18 protein-coding genes are annotated in these 19,580 nt (G+C 74.5%); 6 read left to right on the top strand and 12 right to left on the bottom strand.

What is annotated here, in order from left to right; genetic code table 11:
• Positions 1-20 precede the first annotated feature (20 nt).
• Positions 21-566 (bottom strand): TIGR00730 family Rossman fold protein, encoded by a 546-nt coding sequence (locus ACN27B_RS04835; RefSeq protein ID WP_091570718.1) that lies wholly within the window; start codon positions 564-566, stop codon positions 21-23.
• A gap of 1 nt (position 567) precedes the next feature.
• Entirely contained in the window at positions 568-1,434 is an 867-nt protein-coding gene (locus ACN27B_RS04840; RefSeq protein WP_091570715.1) for a TIGR00730 family Rossman fold protein, read from the bottom strand.
• Between the two features lie 156 nt (positions 1,435-1,590).
• Here ACN27B_RS04840 and ACN27B_RS04845 point away from each other — a divergent pair, with 156 nt between their 5' ends.
• Complete coding sequence (locus tag ACN27B_RS04845) at positions 1,591-1,752, top strand: hypothetical protein (RefSeq protein WP_172967923.1); 162 nt, start codon at positions 1,591-1,593, stop codon at positions 1,750-1,752.
• A 44-nt stretch (positions 1,753-1,796) separates the two neighbouring features.
• On the opposite strand, the gene dapE is transcribed toward ACN27B_RS04845, so the two are convergent.
• A complete protein-coding gene (dapE, locus tag ACN27B_RS04850; protein WP_098747223.1) occupies positions 1,797-2,870 on the bottom strand; it encodes a succinyl-diaminopimelate desuccinylase in 1,074 nt (357 codons plus the stop codon).
• A 103-nt stretch (positions 2,871-2,973) separates the two neighbouring features.
• Between dapE and dapD the strand changes: the two genes are divergently transcribed.
• Positions 2,974-3,933, top strand: a complete 960-nt coding sequence (gene dapD, locus ACN27B_RS04855; RefSeq protein ID WP_099163757.1) for a 2,3,4,5-tetrahydropyridine-2,6-dicarboxylate N-succinyltransferase — start codon at positions 2,974-2,976, stop codon at positions 3,931-3,933.
• A gap of 52 nt (positions 3,934-3,985) precedes the next feature.
• Here the strand turns inward: dapD and ACN27B_RS04860 are convergent, their stop codons facing one another.
• Positions 3,986-7,312 (bottom strand): S8 family serine peptidase, encoded by a 3,327-nt coding sequence (locus ACN27B_RS04860; protein ID WP_099163756.1) that lies wholly within the window; start codon positions 7,310-7,312, stop codon positions 3,986-3,988.
• Positions 7,313-7,454: 142 nt separating this feature from the next.
• Between ACN27B_RS04860 and ACN27B_RS04865 the strand changes: the two genes are divergently transcribed.
• Positions 7,455-8,021, top strand: coding sequence for a sugar O-acetyltransferase (locus tag ACN27B_RS04865; RefSeq protein WP_099163755.1), 567 nt, complete (start codon positions 7,455-7,457; stop codon positions 8,019-8,021).
• Between the two features lie 86 nt (positions 8,022-8,107).
• Positions 8,108-10,696 (top strand): hypothetical protein, encoded by a 2,589-nt coding sequence (locus ACN27B_RS04870; RefSeq protein ID WP_099163754.1) that lies wholly within the window; start codon positions 8,108-8,110, stop codon positions 10,694-10,696.
• Here the strand turns inward: ACN27B_RS04870 and ACN27B_RS04875 are convergent.
• From ACN27B_RS04875 to ACN27B_RS04885, 3 genes are read right to left on the bottom strand one after another with little or no spacing between them, the layout of a single operon-like run.
• Positions 10,673-11,320 (bottom strand): nucleoside/nucleotide kinase family protein, encoded by a 648-nt coding sequence (locus ACN27B_RS04875; RefSeq protein ID WP_422743670.1) that lies wholly within the window; start codon positions 11,318-11,320, stop codon positions 10,673-10,675. The two genes, ACN27B_RS04870 and ACN27B_RS04875, sit on opposite strands and share 24 nt — an antisense overlap.
• Entirely contained in the window at positions 11,320-11,961 is a 642-nt protein-coding gene (locus ACN27B_RS04880; RefSeq protein ID WP_099163752.1) for an SIMPL domain-containing protein, read from the bottom strand. Before ACN27B_RS04880 ends, ACN27B_RS04875 begins: the two co-directional genes overlap by 1 nt.
• 5 nt (positions 11,962-11,966) lie before the next feature.
• Positions 11,967-12,992 (bottom strand): prephenate dehydrogenase, encoded by a 1,026-nt coding sequence (locus tag ACN27B_RS04885; protein ID WP_422743672.1) that lies wholly within the window; start codon positions 12,990-12,992, stop codon positions 11,967-11,969.
• A 220-nt stretch (positions 12,993-13,212) separates the two neighbouring features.
• Here ACN27B_RS04885 and ACN27B_RS04890 point away from each other — a divergent pair, with 220 nt between their 5' ends.
• On the top strand, positions 13,213-15,054 hold the full coding sequence (locus ACN27B_RS04890) for a M48 family metallopeptidase (RefSeq protein WP_422743674.1): 1,842 nt from the start codon (positions 13,213-13,215) through the stop codon (positions 15,052-15,054).
• A 44-nt stretch (positions 15,055-15,098) separates the two neighbouring features.
• Here the strand turns inward: ACN27B_RS04890 and dapC are convergent, their stop codons facing one another.
• A complete protein-coding gene (gene dapC, locus ACN27B_RS04895) occupies positions 15,099-16,208 on the bottom strand; it encodes a succinyldiaminopimelate transaminase (protein ID WP_099164912.1) in 1,110 nt (369 codons plus the stop codon).
• On the bottom strand, positions 16,205-16,531 hold the full coding sequence (gene fdxA, locus ACN27B_RS04900) for a ferredoxin (RefSeq protein WP_007464872.1): 327 nt from the start codon (positions 16,529-16,531) through the stop codon (positions 16,205-16,207). The genes dapC and fdxA overlap by 4 nt, the downstream gene beginning before the upstream one ends.
• A gap of 79 nt (positions 16,532-16,610) precedes the next feature.
• On the opposite strand from fdxA, the gene ACN27B_RS04905 reads away from it, so the two are divergent.
• Positions 16,611-17,567: a GNAT family N-acetyltransferase gene (locus ACN27B_RS04905; RefSeq protein WP_422743676.1), complete on the top strand. Its 957-nt coding sequence runs from the start codon at positions 16,611-16,613 to the stop codon at positions 17,565-17,567.
• A 2-nt stretch (positions 17,568-17,569) separates the two neighbouring features.
• On the opposite strand, the gene ACN27B_RS04910 is transcribed toward ACN27B_RS04905, so the two are convergent.
• From ACN27B_RS04910 to mshB, 3 genes are all read right to left on the bottom strand, one after another.
• Positions 17,570-18,034: a hypothetical protein gene (locus tag ACN27B_RS04910; RefSeq protein WP_099163748.1), complete on the bottom strand. Its 465-nt coding sequence runs from the start codon at positions 18,032-18,034 to the stop codon at positions 17,570-17,572.
• An 84-nt stretch (positions 18,035-18,118) separates the two neighbouring features.
• On the bottom strand, positions 18,119-18,613 hold the full coding sequence (locus ACN27B_RS04915) for a hypothetical protein (protein ID WP_422743678.1): 495 nt from the start codon (positions 18,611-18,613) through the stop codon (positions 18,119-18,121).
• Entirely contained in the window at positions 18,610-19,533 is a 924-nt protein-coding gene (mshB, locus tag ACN27B_RS04920) for an N-acetyl-1-D-myo-inositol-2-amino-2-deoxy-alpha-D-glucopyranoside deacetylase (protein ID WP_099163746.1), read from the bottom strand. The genes ACN27B_RS04915 and mshB overlap by 4 nt, the downstream gene beginning before the upstream one ends.
• Positions 19,534-19,580: the final 47 nt, after the last annotated feature.

Genomic DNA, 19,580 nt, shown 5'->3' on the forward strand with positions numbered 1-19,580 from the left:
GGCGGCGCGGGGAAGGGCGGCTAGGTGAGGCGGGCGTCGATCAGGTCGAGGGCGGCGGGCACGCTGTCCGCGACCATCAGCAGGTCCATGCCGGCCGGCTTGAGGAAGTGGCGGTCGGCCAGCGAACCGAGCCAGTCGAGCAGCGGCCGGTAGAACCCGTCGGCGTCGACCAGCACCATCGGCTTGGCGTGCAGGGCGAGGGTGGCGGTGGTCCAGACCTCGAACAGCTCGTCGAGCGTGCCCAGGCCGCCGGGCAACGTGACGAACGCGTCCGACTTGTCGACCATCAGCGTCTTGCGGCTGGCCATCCCGTCGGTGACCAGCAGCTCGTCGGCGGCCAGGTCGGCGACCTCCAGGTCGACCAGGGACTGCGGGATGACGCCGACCGTGCGACCGCCGGCGGCGCGCGCGCCGTCCGTCACGGCGCCCATCATGCCGACGCAGCCGCCGCCGCTGACCAGCGTGTGGCCCCGCCGGGCCAGCTCCGCGCCGGTCTCGGTGGCCAGCGCCAGCCAGCGGTCGTCGAGGGTACGGGAGGACGCGCAGAACACGCAGACGTTGGCCATGTCAGGGCTGCCCCGCCGGACCCTCGGGGGCGGCGTCGGCGGCGGCACGCTGGTCGGCGGCCACCCGGGCCACGGCCTCCTCGCGGACCGCCTCCTGCTCGGCCGAGAGCACCGCCTCGGCCTCGACGATGTGTCGTACCGCCTCGTTGACGTCGTCGGTGACGCAGATCAGGTCCAGGTCGTTCGGGCCGATCTTGCCCTCGGCGGCCATGCTGTCGCGCAGCCAGTCGAGCAGGCCGCGCCAGTAGTCGGCGCCCATCAGCACGACCGGGAACCGGGTCACCTTGCCGGTCTGCACCAGGGTCAGCGCCTCGAACAGCTCGTCCATCGTGCCGAAGCCGCCGGGCAGCACCACGAACGCCTGGGCGTACTTGACGAACATGGTCTTGCGGGCGAAGAAGTAGCGGAAGTCGATGGCCAGGTCGACCCAGTCGTTGAGGCCCTGCTCGAACGGCAGCTCGATGCCGAGCCCGACGGAGAGACCGCCCGCCTCGCCGGCGCCCCGGTTGGCGGCCTCCATCACGCCCGGACCGCCGCCGGTGATCACCGCGTAGCCGGCCCGGGCCAGCGCACCGCCCAGCTCCTCGGCCAGCCGGCACTCCGGGCTGTCCGGCTTGCTCCGCGCCGAGCCGAAGACGCTGACCGCGGGCGGCAGGTCGGCGAGGGTGTCGAACCCCTCGACGAACTCGGACAGGATCCGCAGCGCCCGCCAGGCGTCCTTGGTCTTCCAGTCGCTGCGCCCCCGGGAGTCGAGCAGCCGCTGGTCCGCGGTGCTGGTCGGGATCGCCCGGTTGCGCAACGTGACCGCTCCCCGGTGCCGCTCCCCTCGCGGCCCCCGCTCAGCCGGCCTCCCGCTGCTCTCGCTCATGGGGCCACCGTAGTGGAGCGCCGGCGGCGCGGCGCGGAGGCCGGCGAGCCCGAGAAATTCTTTGCGATCAAGGGCAACTAATTCGCTCGCCCGTACGTCTTACTATTCACATACCCGGTATGCCCGGGCGACGCGCCTTCGGGGGAGGAGCCAGCGTTGATCAGCAACAGCGAGATGATCCGGATCCGCCGGCAGATGCAGCGACGGATCCGGGACGTGGTGGCCGAGCGCCGCCGCACCCGGATGATGGAGGCCCACCGCTCCGATCTCGCCGGTGACGCCGGCGAGGCGGACGCGCCGCTGACCACGACCGTCTGACGGTCCGGGGCCCGCGCCGACGCGCGGGCCCCGGATCGCGTACGTCAGGCCGGGGCGAGCCAGCGGTGCAGGGTGGCCGCACCGTCCCGGATCTTGGTCAGCTCGACGTGCTCGTCCTTGTGGTGGGCCAGGTTCGGGTCGCCGGGGCCGAAGTTCAGCGCCGGGATGCCCATGGCCGCGAAGCGGGCCACGTCCGTCCAGCCCAGCTTGCCGATCGGCGCGGCGCCGACCGCCGCCAGGAACTCCTGCGCCGCCGGGCTCTCCAGCCCCGGCGCCGCGCCGGCCGCCGCGTCGGTGACCGCCAGGTCGAAGCCGACGAAGACCTCGCGCAGGTGCGCCTCGGCCGCCGCCGGGTCGCGGTCCGGCGCGTACCGGTAGTTGATCTCGATCTCGCAGTGGTCGGGGATCACGTTGCCGGCCACGCCACCGGTGATCCGCACCGCGTTGAGCCCCTCGCGGTAGTCGCAGCCCTCGATGGTCACCCGGCGCCCCTCGTACGCGGTCAGCCGGCGCAGCACCTCCCCGGCGCCGTGGATGGCGTTCACCCCGTGCCAGGACCGGGCCGCGTGGGCCCGCTCGCCGTGCGTGGTGACGATCGCCCGCATCGTGCCCTGGCAGCCCGCCTCGACGATGCCGTACGTGGGCTCCAGCAGCACCGCGAAGTCGGCCTGCAACCATTCGGGGTGGGTCTGCCCGACCAGGGTGAGGCCGTTGTAGCGCGACTCGATCTCCTCGGCCTCGTAGAAGAAGTAGGTGACGTCGTAGCGCGGGTCGGGCAGCGTCACCGCAAGGTGCAGCGCGAACGCCACCCCGGACTTCATGTCGGAGGTGCCGCAGCCGTACATGAGGTCGCCGCGCATGGTCGACGGGAAGTTGCCGTTGAGCGGGACGGTGTCCAGGTGGCCGGCGAGCACCACGCGCTGGGCCCGGCCCAGGTCGGTGCGGGCCATCACGGTGTTCGAGTGCCGGTAGGTGGTCAGGTGCGGTACGCCCCGCAGCACCTCCTCGACGCAGTCGGCGATCGCCTTCTCGTTGAGGGAGACCGACTCGATGTCGACCAGGGCACGGGTGAGCGCCACCGGATCGGCCAGGACCTCGGGGGTCAACGGGTTCTGCATGTCTCGCACGGTACCGTCATCCTCGGTGGGCGCGAGGCACACGTTCCGCGCCCGCGGCCGCGAGCAGCGGCGGACGCCGCCGCCTTGACGAGAGGGTGACATCGTGACGTCCGCACCATCCGCGTGGGGCATCGGCCTGGCCACCGTGACCGCCGACGACCAGGTGCTCGACACCTGGTACCCGACCGGCAAGCTGGGCCTCGGCGAGCTTCCGCTGGTGCCCGGGGAGGACCAGGCCGACGTGCTCGACCTGCCTCCGGGCGCGATCGGCGAGCGGGCGCTCCCCGGGCTGCGCACGGTCGAGGTGACCACGGTGATCGGCTCGCTGGACGACCCGATCAAGGACGCCGCCGACGCGTACCTGCGGTTGCACCTGCTCTCCCACCGCCTGGTGCGGCCCAACGAGCTGAACCTCGACGGCATCTTCGGCAAGCTGGCCAACGTGGCCTGGACCTCGGCGGGGCCGTGCCCGCCGGAGCGGGTGGACGAGCTGCGCGTGATCGAGCGCGCCGCCGGCCGCCACCTGGCCGTCCACGGGGTGGACAAGTTCCCGCGGATGACCGACTACGTGGTGCCCGCCGGGGTGCGGATCGCCGACGCGGACCGGGTCCGGCTGGGTGCGTACCTGTCCTCCGGCACCACCGTCATGCACGAGGGCTTCTGCAACTTCAACGCGGGAACGCTCGGCACCTCGATGGTCGAGGGCCGGATCGTGCAGGGCGTGGTGGTCGGCGACGGCTCCGACGTCGGCGCGGGCGCCTCGATCATGGGCACGCTCTCCGGCGGCGGCACCGACAAGGTCCGCATCGGCGAGCGCAGCCTGGTCGGCGCGAACGCGGGCATCGGCATCTCGCTGGGTGACGACTGCGTGGTGGAGGCGGGCTGCTACGTCACCGCCGGTTCCAAGGTCACGCTGCCGGACGGCCGGGTGGTCAAGGCCCGCGAGCTGTCCGGCGTCGACGGGCTGCTGTTCTGGCGCAACTCGGTGACCGGTGCGCTGGAGGCGAAGCCGCGCACCGGGCGGGGCATCGAACTGAACGCCGCCCTGCACGCCAACGACTGAGGTTCGGAGTCCGGGTCCGCGACGGCATCGCCGCGGACCCGGACGGTCCGGCTCACCGCAGGCGGTACGCCTGGATGATCCGCTGGGTCACCGTGTTGCCGGCGTCGTCGCGGGCCGAGGCCCGTAGCGACACGTAGCCCGGCCCGGCCGGGTGCCGGACGGTGGCCGTCCAGCCGCCGCCCTGCTTCTTCAGGGCCGCCTTCCGCCAGGTCTTCCCGCCGTCGTAGGAGACGTCGACGGTGAGCGCCGCGACCTTGCCCGACGGCGCGCCGGGCTGGCGCTGCACCGCCACCGGGACGGTGAACGTCCGACCGGCCGGCGCGGTGCCGTCCAGCGCGAGCGCCGGGGTGAACCGGACCGCCATGGCCGGCAGCCGCGCCGGCACCTCGCCCGGCACCCGCTTCGAGCGGAACGTCCAGCTCGCCGACACCTCGGTGCTCAGGTCCGTGAAGGACCGCGTCGCGCTGGTCTCCACCCGGTAGTTCGCCGCGCCGGGCGGCACCTCGAAGTCGCCGTACCCGGGGTAGGGCGACTCGCCGACCAGCTTGCCGTTGCGGTAGAGCGCGGTCCGTTCGGTGTCGTTCAGCGAACCGCCACCGTGCCCGGCCGCGTCGCTGTGCACCGGCAGCGAGACCACGATCGTGTCACCGGTGCGGGTGATCCCCTGCTCCGGCCAGCGCGGCTGCGGGAAGGACGGGCCGTAGGGCGCGTTGTTCCAGTCCTCCCGGTGGTCGCGTCCGGCCCGGTAGCGCGTCGGCCCCGACTCCAGCACCGCCTGCGTCTCGAGCCAGCCGTCCGGGTCCCGCCGGCCGAGGTCCAGCTCGAAGTTCCAGCGGGTCCGGACGGTGCTGAGGTGCTCGACCCGCTTGCCCGGCACCTGGACGGGCACGACGATCGCCGAGCCGCCCATGTTGTAGTCCGGCTCCGGGTAGACGATCCGTTCGTTCTCCAGACCCGCGTACCCGTTCGCGAACCGGCTGGTGACGTGGGCCAGGTCGGCCGCCCGGTAGTGCCGCGTGAACCCGGTCGGGAAGCGGCCGGGGAACAGGTCGCTCAACCCGTAGAAGTAGGGGCTGCGCTCCGGCGCGGTCGGTTCGAGCCACTGGCTGGTCAGCGAGCCGACGAAGACCTTGTCGGAGACGGACCGGCCGAGTTGGGCCGAGTAGAGGCCGTCGAAGCGGTCGGTCCAGAGTCCGAAGCTGGCGTAGTAGTCACCGAACCCCCACGCGGCGGTGAAGTCGATCAGCAGCGGGGCCGCGCCGCGTTGCGGCACGGTGGTGCGGACCGGCTTCGCCCGCCGGGCGTCCAGGACGACCCGCTGGTCGCGCTTCACCACCAGTTCCGGCTGCGCCAGCATGGAGACCTCGGACCAGCCCTGGTCGCCGTCCACGAAGAGCAGGCTCTGCACCCCGTAGCGGCCCTTGGGCACCCGGACCCTGGCGTCGCCGTCGGCGTCGTACACGTCCCGGTAGCTGCCGTCGTCGAGACCGAGCAGGCTGGTGTAGTGGTCGCCGGTCAGGGCGCCGGCCCGGTTCCGGTGCGTGACGGTCAGGTCGTAGCTCTCCACCTCGCGGTCCACCGCGAGCGGCGTCACCGCGACGGTGTCGCCGGACCGGGCGGTCAGCCGGCCGGTCCAGTAGCCGTCGACGCCGCCGAGGCGGGTGTCCACGACGACCGTGACCTGCCCGGCGCCGCCCGCCGGGACGGTGAGTCGGGAGGCGCTGAGGGTGATCATCCCGGCCGGCGCGGACCGGCCGCCGGGACCGGCGAACGTGGTGGCCAGGTCGAGGGTCAGCGGCGCCGGCCCGTCGTTGCGGTAGGTGACCGTCCGGCTGATCGGCTGGTCGTCGGTGTGCGGCCAGGCCGCGACGCCGAACGAGACCGAGGCCGGTTCGCTGGTCACCCGCTCGGTGATCGCGTGGGCCACGTCGACCCGGCCGGCGCCCTGCTGGTACGCGGTCTGGTCGGGGTGCGGCCGCGCCGAGGCCATCAGCGTCGCCTTGTAGCGGCCCGCCGTCCAACCGGGGTGCTGCTGGGCGATCAGCGCCACCGCGCCGGCCACGTGCGGGGTCGCCATCGAGGTGCCGGAGAGGGAGACGTACCGGTCCCCCACCGGGTCGCCGATCTGCCCGTTGGCGGCCCGGGCGGCGACGATCTCCACGCCGGGCGCGGTGATGTCCGGCTTGATCGCCCCGTCGCCGACCCGCGGGCCGCGGCTGGAGAAGTCGGCCAGTTCGTCGTCGCGGTCCACCGCGCCGACCGCCAGCGCGGCGTCGGCGCTGGCCGGCGAGCCGACCGAACCGTCGATGCCGTCGTTGCCGGCGGCGGTGACGAACAGCGTGCCGGTCTGCGCGGTGAGCGTCTCGACCGCCTGTTCCAGCGGGTCGACCTCCGGACTGTCGGGGCCGCTCAGGCTCATGTTGACCACGGCGGCGTGCTGCTCGGCCGCGGCCCACTGCATGCCGGCCAGGATCGCCGACTCGGTGCAGCCGAAGACCTCGCAGACCTTGCCGGAGAGCAGCGTGGCGTCCGGGGCCACACCCCGGTACTTCCCGCCGGAGGCGGCCCCGCTGCCGGCGATGGTCGAGGCGACGTGGGTGCCGTGGCCGACGATGTCGTCGGGGTTGGCCTCCTCGCTGAAGTTGCGCGCCTCGGCGACCTTGCCGGCCAGGTCCGGGTGGGTGAGGTCGACGCCGGTGTCGAGCACGGCGACCTTGACGCCCTTGCCGGTCCAGCCGGCGGCCCAGGCCGCCGGCGCGCCGATCTGCGGCACGCTGTGGTCCAGCGTCACCCGCCGTCGGCCGTCCAGCCAGATCCGGTCGACACCCCCCGCCGCGTCGAGCCGCGCACCGGACCGGCCGGCACCGACCGCGTCCCAGAGCGCGCGGGCGTCGCGCTTGGTCGCGACGACCGCCGCGCCGCCGATGGCCGGCAGGTCCCGGGTCACCCGGGTGCCGGCGAGCGGCGTCGTCGCCCGCCGGGCCACCCCGGGCCGGTACGACACCAGCAGCGGCACGGTGTCGCGGCGGGCGTCGTCGTAGCCGGCCTCGATCAGCCCGGTGACGTCGAACAGGCGCTTGTCGAGCCGGCCGGACCGGACCAGCGGCAGCGCGTCCTGGGGCAGCACGGTGAGGCGGTCGCGGTCGCGGCCGACCACGAACTGGAGGCCGGTCCGGCCGGCGCCGGGGCGCACCGCCGCGCGGCCGCCGGCCGCGACGGTGACCTGGTCGCCGGTGATCAGCGTGACGGTGACCGGGTGGCCGGGCGCCCGGGTCGGCGCGGGCGTGCCGGTCGGGGCGGCCTGTGCGGGTACGGGCAGACCGAACGTCAGCCCCAGGGCGAGGCCGAACGCGGCCAGTTTTCTGCGGTTCCGGAGCAACCTTCCTCCTCCGTCAGACGTTTCATCGATGGGGAACACATCGATACGAGTTATCAGAATTGCATACCGGGTATGCAACGGGAAGTCGCCAATCCGACCGAACCGGTACCGCACCGCCGGGCGGACCGGGCATGATCCACCGATGACCGCCATGAGGGACCGGATGCTCGCCGGCGAGCCGTACATCGCCGACGACCCCGCGATCATCGCCGACCTGGACCGCGCCGCACGCCTCACCGAACGCTTCAATCGCAGCTCCGCGGAGGACCCGGAGGGCCGACTCGCCGCTCTGCGCGACCTGCTCGGCACGCTGGGCGAGGACACCTGGGTACGGCCGCCGTTCCACTGCGACTACGGCTTCCAGACCCACATCGGGCCGCGCAGCTTCGTCAACTTCAACGCGGTCTTCCTCGACGTCGCCCGGATCACCATCGGCGCCGACGTCCAGATCGGACCGAACGTGCAACTGCTCACCGCCACCCACCCGGTGGAGCCGGAGGCCCGGCGAGCCAAGTGGGAAGCCGCCGAACCCATCACCATCGGTGACAACGTCTGGCTCGGCGGCGGAGTGATCGTGCTCGCCGGGGTGACCATCGGCGACAACACGGTGGTGGGTGCCGGCGCGGTGGTGACCCGGGACCTGCCGGCGAACGTGGTGGCGGTCGGTAACCCTGCGCGTCCGGTCAGAACCCTCGGGGATCCGGCCTGACCTGCAAAAACAAGCGTTCCAGCGGATGCGGATTCCGGGACGGGCGTGCACCCTGGGTAGTGAGGAGTTCACTCCGGGGAGGCGCGATGGAACGGGTGCTGGAGCTGCGGGTGCACGGGGTGTCCAACACCCCGCCCGATCAGCTGCTCGGTCTCCATGGCACGCCAGGCGGTGACGGTCCGCAACCCGCACAGGTCGCCGGCGGGCCGGTGACCGGCTTCTACCGGTCGAGCGCGGCCCAGCGGGACGACCCGGTCACGGTCGAGGCGTACAGCTGGGGGCGGCTGACCTCCGGCGCGCGGACCCGGCGGGACGTCGAGCGGGCCCTGTGGACGCTCCTGCTGCCCTTCGCGCTGGCCAACGTCGCCCTGCACGCCCGCACCGGCATCCCGCCGGACCCGGACCAGGAGCGCTGGGGCAGCCGGTCCGGCATCACCGCCTGGCTCATCCGGCTGTTCTGCCTGAGCCTGACCTGCACCCTGGTGATCGCGGTGACCGGGGTCGGCGTAGACCTCATCGGCTGGCAGTGCGTCGGACGGGACTGCCTCGGCCAGCTCCCCGGGCCGTGGGAGTTCCTCGGCAACTCCTGGTGGCGCCAGGGCACCCGGGCGCTCGCCCTCGGCCTGCTGCTCCCGCTGCTCGTGGTCGGCGCGATCGGCCTGGTGGCCTGGCGCACCTACCAGTACGAGGCGCAGATGCCGGCCGAGCCCCGCCACCGCCAGATCGCGCCGGAGGACGGCGGTCAGCCGGTCGAGCGACCGGAACCGCCGGAAGTGCCGGAGAACCCGTTGCAGGACCCGACGTTCTGGAACGGGGAGGGCCAGCTGCGCCGGGCCGCGGTGCTGCACCTGTGCACCGGGGCGGTGGTGGCCGCCGCCGTGCCGGTGGCCGCCGTCATGATCATGGATCCGCCACGTGGCACGCGGGCCGTGATCGCCTGGTCGACGGTGACGCTGTTCGCCGCCGTGGTGGCGATCGCCGTGGTCGCGGTGGGTCGCCCCTGGCTCAGCCGGCGCCAGGGCGCGACCCCGCTCGGCCGGTGGAGCGCGGCGGTGGCCGGGCTCACCCTGCTGAGTCTGGTCGGCACGTTCGCCCTGCTGCTGCTCCCGGACGGTCCGGCCGGTCAGCCGCTGTCGACCTACCGACCGCCGATCGGGTGCGTCGCGCAACCCCACCTGGCCGGATGCCGCACCGACCGGTCGTTGCCCGGGTACGACACCGCGGTCGCCTGGCTCGTCACCTACCAGGTGCTGTTGCTGGTGGCCATCGCCGCGGCGAACCGCTCCGGCCGGCGGGCGTTGCTCGGACCGGTGCTCGGCGCGGTACTACTGCCGCTCGGAACGACCTGGATCGAGCGCGGCCTACCGGGTCTTCCCCCCGCGCCGGACGGAGTGAACACCTGGATGCTCGTCGGCCCGGTGGTCGCGCTGGCCGTCGCCGGCCTGCTGTTGCCCCGCCTCCGGCCCGCCGTGCCCGCCCAGCCGCTCGGGGCGTACACCGATCTCGCCTGGCGCGGGTGCGCGCCGGCGGTCATCGCAGGCTTCGGCTGGATGATGGCCGTGGCGTACTGCGCCGGGCTGCTCTACTGGGTCAGCGACCGGCTCGACGGGCAGGCGGAGCCGAGCGGGCCGAGCCGGGTGGTGCCGCCGCTCGCCGTGTTCTGGGCCGGGCTGGCCTGCGTGATCGGCCTGCTCGCCCTGCTCGCGCTGCTGGTGCGGGTCGCGGTCCTGCTGCACCGCCTGCGCCGCGCCGAGTACGGCCGACTGACCGCCGCCGGCGGCCTCTCCGCCCACGACCTGCGTCGGTGCCGTGACGTCAGCACCTACCGGGCCCTGCACCGGCTCGTCGGCGAGCACGCCGTCCGGCTGGTCGGCTGCTACGCCACCGTCTCCGCGGCGCTGGTCACCCTCTGCTGCGCCGCGGCACTCTCCGGCCACCGGCCCAGCCCGCTCTCCCCGGCCGGCTGGCAGGCCGCGGTCCACTGGGCCGCCGAGCGGGGTGACGCGTTGCTCGGCTGGCTGCCGGTGATGACGAGCGCGCTCGGGCTGCTGATCTACCGCACCGACTCGGTCCGCCGGTCGGTGGGCGTCATCTGGGACGTGTGCACGTTCTGGCCCCGGGGGGCGCACCCGCTCGCCCCGCCCAGCTACGCCGAGCGCGCCGTGCCGGAACTCCAGACCCGGGTGGCCGGGCTGCTGGCGCTGCCACCACACCATCCCGACCGGATGGACGGGGTGATCCTCTCCGGGCACAGCCAGGGCACCGTCATCTGCGCCGCGGTGCTGCTCCAACTGCCCCGCCGGTGGCGGCGACGGACCTGGTTCTTCTCCTACGGCTGCCAGCTCACCCGGCTCTACGGTCGGGTCTTCCCGGCCTACTTCGGACCCGAGCGCCTGCGCACGCTGGCCCGGGCGGTCACCTGGCCCGGCGGGCACGTCGCCTGGACGAACTTCTGGCGGAACACCGACCCGCTCGGCTGGCCGGTCAGCGCCGGACAGCGGGACGTGCCGGTGACCGACCCGGAAGCGCTGCACCCCTCCGGCGGCGAGGTGGCCGACCCGCCGATCCGCAGCCACAGCGGATATCCCGAGGCGGTCGAGTTCGCCCGCGAGCGGGCCGTGGTGGCCCGGCTGCTGCGCCGGACCGTGCCGTCACCCCGGCAACGGATCGGCTAACCGGACCACCAGGTCGGCCTGCCCCGCCGTGCCGGCCACCAGCCGGGCGTTCTCCTCGTCGCTGCCGAGCGCCCAGGCGCGTGCCTGCTCCGGCGACTTCCCGTACGCCTCGTGGCGGGCGGTGAGCCGGCGCAGCCGCAGCTCGGCGTCCAGGTCGAGGAACCACGCCTGGTGCAGCAGCGAACGCACCTCCTCCCACGGGTCGTCGCGCAGCAGCAGATAGTTGCCCTCGGTGACCACCAGGCGCACCTCGGGCGGCACCTCGATCGCCCCGGCGACCGGTTCCTCCAGGTCGCGGCGGAACTCCGGCGCCCACACCGACGTCGGCTCCAGCCGCCGCAGCCGGCGCAGCATGGTGACGAACCCGTTGACGTCGAACGTGTCCGGCGCGCCCTTGCGGCCCGTGCGGCCGAGCCGGGCCAGCGCCGACCCGGCCAGGTGGAAGCCGTCCATCGGCACCAGTCGGGCGGTCGCACCGACCTCGGCCACGATCCGCTCCGCCAGCGTGGACTTGCCCGCCCCGGGCGCGCCGGCGATGCCGAGCAGCTGCCGGGGGCCGTCCTCGGCGAGCGCCCGGGCCCGGGCGACCAGCTCGCGGAGCGGGAGGACCTGGGCCGGCGGCATCAGTCGAGCACCGGCTCGCTGATGGTGAACCGCGCCTCGACCGCCGCCTGCACCGGCTGTGGGGCCGGATCCAGCTCCAGCTCCGGAGCGGAGTCGCCGGACCGGGCGAACGCGGCCTTCGCCAGCATCGGCGGCGCGGCGGTCAGACCGGTGTCGGCCAGCTCCCGCAAGGCGGTCACCCGGGCGCCGAGCGCCTCCGCGTACTCCCGGGCGCGGACCAGCGCGTCGGCGATCGCGGCGTGCCGCGCCTCCCGGTAGGCCGGGCTGTCCGGCCGCAGGGACCACACCGGACCGGCCACCTCGACCTGCTCCTGGTCGGCCAGGCGCAGCATCAGCTCGCCCAGCGCGGTGAAGTCGGTGACCGTGACCGTGGTGCTCACGCTGCCCTGGTAGGCCACCACCCGCTCGCCGGAGCGCTTCGTCACCGGCCAGACCCGGACCTGGCCGGTCTCCCGCCGTTCCACGGTCGACCCGGCGGCGTCGAGCAGCGCGCGCACCGCGGCGGCCCGTTCGGCGAGGCGGGTCAGCGTGGTCTCCCGGTCGCGGTCCCGCGCGACCGCGGTCACCGTGAACCGGGCCAGCTCGGGGGCCACCTCCCGGTACGCCTCGCCGCGTACCGCCACGACCGGTGCGTCCGCCATGCCGCTCAGCCTAACGGCGGGGTGGCCGGCAGGTGCGCCGTGTAGCCGACCGCGCCGGCCGTCACCCGGCACCCGGTCAGGTGACCGCCCGCCGCGCCCAGCTCACGCAGGTAGGCCAGCTCGCCGGCGTGGTCCGCGCCGGCCGGGAACTCCCGCTGGTGCGCGGTGAACCCCCGCGCGTACAGCGTGGCCCGGGCCGCCCGCGCCTCGGCCAGCCGGCCGGTCAGCGCGTCGGCGTCGCCGGCCCGCAACGCCGCGGCCACCTCGTCCAGGAACGCGCCGACGGCGGTCAACTCGACCAGCACCCGGTCCCGGTTGGCGAGCAGCATGTTCGCGGTCCGCTCGGGCGGGCCACCGGCGACCCGGGTGCCGTCGGCGAAACTGCCGGCGGCCAGCGCCAGCACCGCGTCCCGCAGCGCCGAGCGCTGCACCGTGCCGGCCAACGCCCCCGCCAGCACGTGCGGCACGTGCGAGGCGAGCGCGGCGGCGGCGTCGTGCTCCGGCGCCGACATCGGCACCACCCGCGCGTGGAAGACGTCGACGAGCAACGCCGCGAGCCGACGGAACGCGTCCAGGCCGGCCGGCCCCGGGCAGAGCACCCAGGCGGCGCCGTCGAGCAGGTGCGCGCCGGCCGCACCCAGGCCGGCCCGGTCGGCGCCGGCCATCGGATGGCCGGGCACGAACCGGCGCCCGAGCCCCTGCGCGGTGGCCGCCGTGGCCACCTCCGCCTTGGTGCTGCCCACGTCGGTGAGCACGCACCGGTCGTCGGTCGCGGCGGCCACCCGGGCCAGCATGGCGGGCAACGTGGGCAGCGGCCCGCAGACGAACACCACGTCCCGGCCGGCGACCGCCTGCTCGACCGTTTCGGACACCGCGACGCCCCGATCCCGCAGCCGACGCCGGACCGCCGGCTCCGGATCCCAGCCGGCCACGTCGAGGCCCGCGTCGCGCAGCCGGAGCAGCACCGAGCCGCCGATCAACCCGGTGCCGACCACCGCCGCGCGCGCCAGCCCGCCGGCCTCGCCCACCATCGGCCCACCTCGGCGTCCGCGTCGTCCCGGAGCCGGGCGGCCCGCGGGGAAGTCCCGCCGAGGATATCGCCCGCCGCCCCGCCCGGGATCACGGTCGGGCCCTCGGGGGAGATCGATTCGGACGGACGGGGGTTGTCCCCGTGGGACCCGCGTCGTACGGTCCCCCGGCGGCTCGCCCGGATCGACCGGTCGGGCCCTCGTCAACGGGGAAGGGAAACGCATGTCCGCGACGTACCGGGCGCTCGCCTCGGTGGTCATGTTGATCGGTTTCTACGTCGTCGCGCTGCTCCAGCTCGCCGCCGTGGTCGCGCTCGGGGTCTGGCTGTTCGGCCACACCAGCGGCGTGATCACCGGCAAGCTGCTGCTGCCGCTGGTGGTCGCGCTCGGCGCGGTCGGCGTGGGGATGTGGAAGGCGATCCGTACGAAGAACGAGCCGGCGCCCGGCCTGATCCTGGACGAGCGCGCGGCGCCCCAACTCTGGGCCACCGTGCGTGAGCTGGCGACGGCGGTCGGCACCCGGGCGCCGGACGAGATCCGGCTGGTGCCGGAGGTGAACGCGGCGGTCGGCGAGCAGAGCAGGCTGCTCGGCCTGGTCGCCGGACGGCGCACCCTCTACCTCGGGTTGCCGCTGCTCCAGGCCATGCGGATCGACCAGCTCCGGTCGGTCCTGGCGCACGAGCTGGGCCACTACTCCGGCCGGCACACCCGGCTGGGCGGCGTCGCCTACCGGGGCCGGGTGGCGATCGGGGAGACCATCGAGCGGATCAGCCCGCGCAACCCGATCGGCTGGGTGTTCAAGGGTTACGCGATGCTCTACCTGATGGTCGACAACGCCGCGTCGCGCCGTCAGGAGCTGGAGGCGGACCGCGCCTCCGTCGCGCTCGCCGGAACCGAGGCGGCCACCTCGGCGCTGCGCACGCTGCCGGCGCTGGACGCCGCCTGGGGCTTCTACATGCGCCGCTACGTCGAGCCGGGCTGGTCGGCCGGGCTCGCGCCGGACGACCTCTTCGGCGGCTTCGCGCACCTGCTCCAGGCGCGCCGCGACGAGATCGACGAGCTGCGGGAGAACGCCCCGGAGGGCACTCCGTCCCGGTGGGACACCCACCCGCCGATCGGCGTCCGCGTCGCCGCGATGACGTCCGTGCCGCCGACGGCGGCGGGTGCGGACGACCGACCGGCCTGGATCCTGCTCGCCGACGTGGCCGGGGCCGGCCGTGCGCTCCAGTCACTGGTGGTCGAGCACGGCTCGCGGCGGCTGCTGCCCTGGCCGCAGTTCGTCGCCGAGTCGGTGGCCGCCGGCGTGCAGCAGCAGGCGGACGGCATCTACCGGGCGGCCGGCCGGTTCACCGGCAACGCCGGGCCGGGACTGCCGACCGTGCTGGAGCTGGTCCGCGCCGGCCGGCTCGGCGAGTTCGCCGAGCGGTTCTTCGGCGGCGCCACCCGCGAGGAGGCCGCCGCCGCCTTCGCCGGCCCGATGGAGACCCTGCTGGACAACGCGGCGGTCCGCGCCGGGCGGGCCCGGTGGCAGCTCTCCTGGTCCGGGCCGGCGCAGCTGGTCGGTCCGGCGGGCGAGCCGTGGGACCAGGCCGAGGTGGCCAAGCTGGCGGTCGCGCCGGAGAGCCTGGACGAGGCGCTGGCCCGGCTGGCCGCGCTGGGGATCGACGTCGGCGCCGCCACGGTGGTGCAGGCCCGCGCGTCGGCCCGGGACGCCGACCTGATCGGCGGGCTGGCCAACATCAAGATCGACGGCCGGGAGCACGACGTGCTGGTGCTCGACAACGGCCTGGTGCTGATCCCCGACCCGGGCAAGGCCGGCGAGGGCGAGAAGCGGCTGACCGCGCTGGTCGGCTCGGCGCCGATCGCCGAGCTGGCCGGCCGGCACCCGTACCTGCCGTACGAGGAGATCACCTCGGTGGAGGTGCGGCGGGAGGTGCCGTTGAAGGCCACGCTGACCCTGTTCGACGGCCGCACCGTGCAGATGCAGGAGCTGATGGCCAGCGAGTTCCTGGAGAAGCGCAGCCGGGACACGCTGCTGACGGTGTTCCGGAGGATCAACGGCTGACCCGTTCCGGCCGCCGACCCCGGTCAGGGTCGGCGGCCGGGTGGTCAGGACTCGGCCAGCCGGCCGGCCACCGCGTCGACGCGCTCGTCGGACTCGGTCAGCGCCACCCGGACGTGCCGGGCACCGGCCGGGCCGTAGAACACCCCGGCGGCGACCAGGATGCCCCGCCGGGCCAGCCAGTCGACCGTGTCCCAGCAGTCCTCGTCGCGGGTCAGCCACAGGTAGAGCCCGGCCTCGGAGTGCTCGACGGTGAAGCCGGCGCCGGTGAACGCGGCCCGCAGCTTCTCCCGCCGGGCCCGGTAGCGCTCCCGTTGGGCGTCGGCGTGGGCCTGGTCGCCGAGCGCGGCCACCATGGCGGCCTGCACCGGGGCCGGCACGATCATGCCGGCGTGCTTACGGATCTTGAGCAGCTCGGCCACCAGCGCCGGGTCGCCGGCGACGAACCCGGCCCGGTAACCGGCCAGGTTGGAGCGCTTGGAGAGCGAGTGCACCGCCAGCACGCCCGCGTACGACCCGCCGCAGACCTCGGGCGAGAGGATCGAGACGGGCTGCGCGTCCCACCCCAACGGCAGGTAGCACTCGTCGCTGGCGACCACCGCCCCGCGCTCCCGCGCCCACTCGACCACCTTGCGCAGGTGGGCGGCGGGCAGCACTCGGCCGGTCGGGTTGCCGGGCGAGTTGACCCAGACCAGGCGCACCCGGGGATCCGGGCCGAGGGCGGTCAGCGAGTCGCTGCGCACCGTGGTCGCGCCGGCCAGCCGGGCCCCGTCCTCGTAGGTCGGGTAGGCGACCGGCGGCACCACGACCACGTCACCGGGGCCGAGGCCGAGCAGCGTGGGCAGCCAGGCCACCAGCTCCTTGGAGCCGATCGTCGGCAGCACACCCAGCCCGTCGACGCCCGCGCCGCAGGCCCGGGCCACCCAGGCCGCGATCGCGTCCCGCAGGGCGGGCGTGCCCGCGGTCAACGGGTAGCCCGGCGCGTCCGACGCGTCGGCCAGCGCCTGCCGGATCAACGGTGGCACCGGGTCGACCGGCGTGCCCATGGAGAGGTTGACGAGACCACCCGGGTGCGCCGCGGCCGTGGCGGCCGCGGCGTCCAGCGTGTCCCAGGTGAACTCGGGCAGCCGTGCCGAGACCGGCGTGGGCCGGCTCAGTGGCCCTCGCCGCGCGGCGGCTGCGCGGCGACGAAGGTGGCGTCCTTCTCCACCTTGCCGATCTTGGAGGCGCCCCCGGGCGAACCCAGGTCCTCGAAGAACTCGTAGTTCGCGCCGGTGTAGTCCTTCCACTGCTCCGGCACGTCGTCCTCGTAGAAGATCGCTTCGACCGGGCAGACCGGCTCACAGGCACCACAGTCGACGCACTCGTCGGGGTGGATGTAGAGCATCCGGTTGCCCTCGTAGATGCAGTCGACCGGGCACTCCTCGATGCATGCCTTGTCGAGCACGTCCACGCACGGCTCGGCGATGATGTAGGTCACCGGTCTTCTCCTCCGCAAGACTCGTCGCGATCATCCGCAACGGTAAGAGCCTAGTATCTCGCCGGGGAGGGGGTCGATCGTGCTCCGACAGCAGGACGTGGGACACCGGATCGTGGTCCGCCGGATTGTGGGGATTCGGGGAGGCCGGCCGCTGTTCTCCGACGCGCTCGGCGAGCTGGTCGAGCTGAGCGAGACGCACATCACGCTCGCCACCGACGCCGGTCCGCTGCGCGTACCGGTCGGCGAGGTGCACCGGGCCAAGCGGGTGCCGCCGGCCCGCCGGCCCACCGCCGCCGCCGTGGTCGACCTGGAGGTGGCCGCCGACGAGGCGTGGCCCGCCCCGGTACGCGGACGGCTCGGCGACTGGCGCCTGCGCTCGGCCGCCGGCTGGACCGGCCGGGCGAACAGCGCCCTGCCGATCGGCGACCCGGATCGCCCGCTGCCCGCCGCGCTGGACGCCGTGCAGCACTGGTACGCCGACCGGGGCCAACCGGCGCTGGTGAACACCCCGCTGCCGCTGGCCGCCCCGGTCGGCGCGGAACTGGACGCGCGCGGCTGGACGTCCCGCCCGCCGGTGCTGGTCCAGACCGTCCCGCTGGCCGCCCTGACCGCACCGGACGCCGACGTCGCGCCGGAGCGGCCGGTGACGCTGGCCGACGCGCCCGCCGACGACTGGCTGGCGGTCGCCGCCGACCGCAAGGGCGGACTGCCGGCGGAGGCGCGGCACGTGCTCACCGCCGTGGCGCGGGTCCGCTTCGCCGAGCTGCGGGTCGACGGGCGGCTGCTCGCGGTGGGCCGGGGCACCGTCACCGGCGAGGGCCGCTGGTTCGGCGTCAGCCTGCTGGAGGTGCTGCCGGAGGCCCGCCGGCAGGGGTTCGCCGCGGCGGTCGTGCGCGCCCTGGCCGGGTGGGCCGCGGCGGAGGGAGCGTCCCGCGCGTTCCTCCAGGTGGAGCAGCGCAACGTGGGCGCGGTGGCGCTCTACCGTCGGCTCGGCTTCACCACCCACCACACCTACCTGACCCGGGTCGCCCCCTGAGGTCAGCGGCGGACGATCTTGCGGGGCCGGGACGCCTTCATCTCGGCGTACCGCTTCAGCTGGCGGGACCGGTGGTCCCGGCCGAGCGCGGTGAGGATCAGGTAGCCCACCAGCACGCCGGCCAGGGTCGCCGCGAGGTAGAGCCAGATCTGGGCGAAGAAGAGACCCGCGCCCCCGCCGAACGGGTTCTCCCCGACCAGCAGCGGGCCGACGAACACGGTCAGCGCCAGCGCCACGACCACGCCGACGGCCAGGTCGCCCGCCCAGTGCCCGAGCGGCCGATCGGCACCCCAGCGGAACGAGGTGACGGCCAGGATCAGCCCGATCACCAGGAACATCGCCAGGGAGACCCGGCCGGAGGCGGTGTCGTCGTCCGGGAACGCGAACCGGATGACCAGCCGGGCCACCACGTTCACCGCGAACAACGCGGCCGCCAGCACGCCGACCGCACGCCACCTCTGAGCCATCGCACGCCTCCCGCCGTACCACCCGCCCCCACGGCGGGCCTCTGGCAGGAATGTCTACCACCGCCACCTGTGCGGCGTCAGCACCTACCGGGAGACCGGCGGCGGCACCACGATCTGCCGGAAGCCGAGCACCGCGAAGGTGACCGCACCGGCGACGATCAGCGCCAGGCCGAGCACGTTGTCGCCGGCCAGCGCCAGGTCCCCCTCGGTGGTGCGGAAGCCGCCCACGACGATCACCAGGAACCAGGGCAACGCGGCCAGCGCCACCGCCCACCGGGTGCCGGTCGACCGGTGCGCGAACGAGCCCAGCAGCACCGTCGACGCGACCACGGCCGCGATCCCGGCGAGCACCAGACCGATGCCGACCAGCGCCTGGGCGCCGCCGGAGCGGCCCTGCACCGCCTCCCACGCCCAGGTCGCGAAGATCAGGTCGAGCAGCGCGGCCAGGACACCGGCCCAGACCGTCACCACGCCGCCGGCCACGCGCAGCGCACGGTCGAGCGCCCGCTCGGCGCGCGACGGCGACGCGGGTGGCTGCGGCTCGGGAAGGATCGACACGGGTGCGGCGGGCAGCGTCACCGGAGACCGGCCGCCGCGACCGGGGTGCGGTCCGGCCCGTCCAGGCCCAACCCGGCGAAGAGGTCGTCCTCCCAGCCGTACGGGCCGACGCCCGGGCCCTTGCCGCCGACCGCGAGCGTGAAGTATTCGACCCCCATGAACTCGGCGCCGAAGTTGCCGGCGATCGAGTAGAGCCACGAGTTGGCCGGGATCTGGGTGGCGTGGGCGCGCATCGCCGCCTCCTTCGCGGCGTGCTGCTCGGTGGCGTCGATCCGCGCCGCGATCTGCGCGTCCGGCGTGCCGAAGGGCAGGTCGTCGACGTCGTCGATGCCGGCGAAGGGATTGTCCGACGACTCGGTGAACGCCTCCAGGCCGGCGTCCAGCACGCTGCGCGGCATGGCCGTCCAGTAGACCTTGGCCGGGGCGATCCCCTCGGCGGCGGCCAGCTCCACGCCCCGCATCGCCACCCGGTGCGCCTGGATGTGGTCGGGGTGCCCGTAGAAGCCGTTCGGGTCGTACGTGATCACGACCTGCGGGCGGACCTCGCGGATGACCTCCAGCAGGTGCCCGGCGGCCTCGTCGAGGTCGGCGCGCCAGAACGCCCGCGGGTGGTCGTTGGTGGCCAGCCCCATCATCCCGGAGTCGCGGTAGCGGCCGGCGCCGCCGAGGAACCGGTGGTCGGTGACGCCGAGCGCGGCGCAGGCCGCGGCCAGTTCGCCGATGCGGTAGCCGCCGAGCTGGTCCGCCTCGGCGGCGCAGAGCCGCGCCAGCTCGGGGACGTGGATCTCGCCCTCCTCGCCCAGCGTGCAGGTCACCAGCGTGACGTGGGCGCCGGCGGCGGCGTAGTGCGCCATCGTCGCGCCGGTGCCGATCGACTCGTCGTCGGGATGCGCGTGGACCAGCAGGAGGCGTCGGTCGGGCAGCGTCGTCACGCCCGTCACTCTAACCGGCGGTCCTGCCCGCTCGGCGCTCATGCGTCCGCCCAGGT

Source organism: Micromonospora sp. WMMD754 (genome assembly GCF_049315235.1).
GTDB classification, from domain to species: domain Bacteria; phylum Actinomycetota; class Actinomycetes; order Mycobacteriales; family Micromonosporaceae; genus Micromonospora; species Micromonospora sediminicola.

What these genes read in the sequence shown, in the direction of transcription:
- ACN27B_RS04880 (WP_099163752.1), bottom strand. Translation starts at nt 11,961, where the DNA reads ATGGCGGACGCACCGGTCGTGGCGGTACGCGGCGAGGCGTACCGGGAG.
- dapE (WP_098747223.1), bottom strand. Translation starts at nt 2,870, where the DNA reads ATGCAGAACCCGTTGACCCCCGAGGTCCTGGCCGATCCGGTGGCGCTC.
- ACN27B_RS04890 (WP_422743674.1), top strand. Translation starts at nt 13,213, where the DNA reads ATGTCCGCGACGTACCGGGCGCTCGCCTCGGTGGTCATGTTGATCGGT.
- ACN27B_RS04875 (WP_422743670.1), bottom strand. Translation starts at nt 11,320, where the DNA reads ATGCCGCCGGCCCAGGTCCTCCCGCTCCGCGAGCTGGTCGCCCGGGCC.
- ACN27B_RS04835 (WP_091570718.1), bottom strand. Translation starts at nt 566, where the DNA reads ATGGCCAACGTCTGCGTGTTCTGCGCGTCCTCCCGTACCCTCGACGAC.
- ACN27B_RS04870 (WP_099163754.1), top strand. Translation starts at nt 8,108, where the DNA reads ATGGAACGGGTGCTGGAGCTGCGGGTGCACGGGGTGTCCAACACCCCG.
- ACN27B_RS04865 (WP_099163755.1), top strand. Translation starts at nt 7,455, where the DNA reads ATGACCGCCATGAGGGACCGGATGCTCGCCGGCGAGCCGTACATCGCC.
- ACN27B_RS04885 (WP_422743672.1), bottom strand. Translation starts at nt 12,992, where the DNA reads ATGGTGGGCGAGGCCGGCGGGCTGGCGCGCGCGGCGGTGGTCGGCACC.
- ACN27B_RS04840 (WP_091570715.1), bottom strand. Translation starts at nt 1,434, where the DNA reads ATGAGCGAGAGCAGCGGGAGGCCGGCTGAGCGGGGGCCGCGAGGGGAG.
- ACN27B_RS04910 (WP_099163748.1), bottom strand. Translation starts at nt 18,034, where the DNA reads ATGGCTCAGAGGTGGCGTGCGGTCGGCGTGCTGGCGGCCGCGTTGTTC.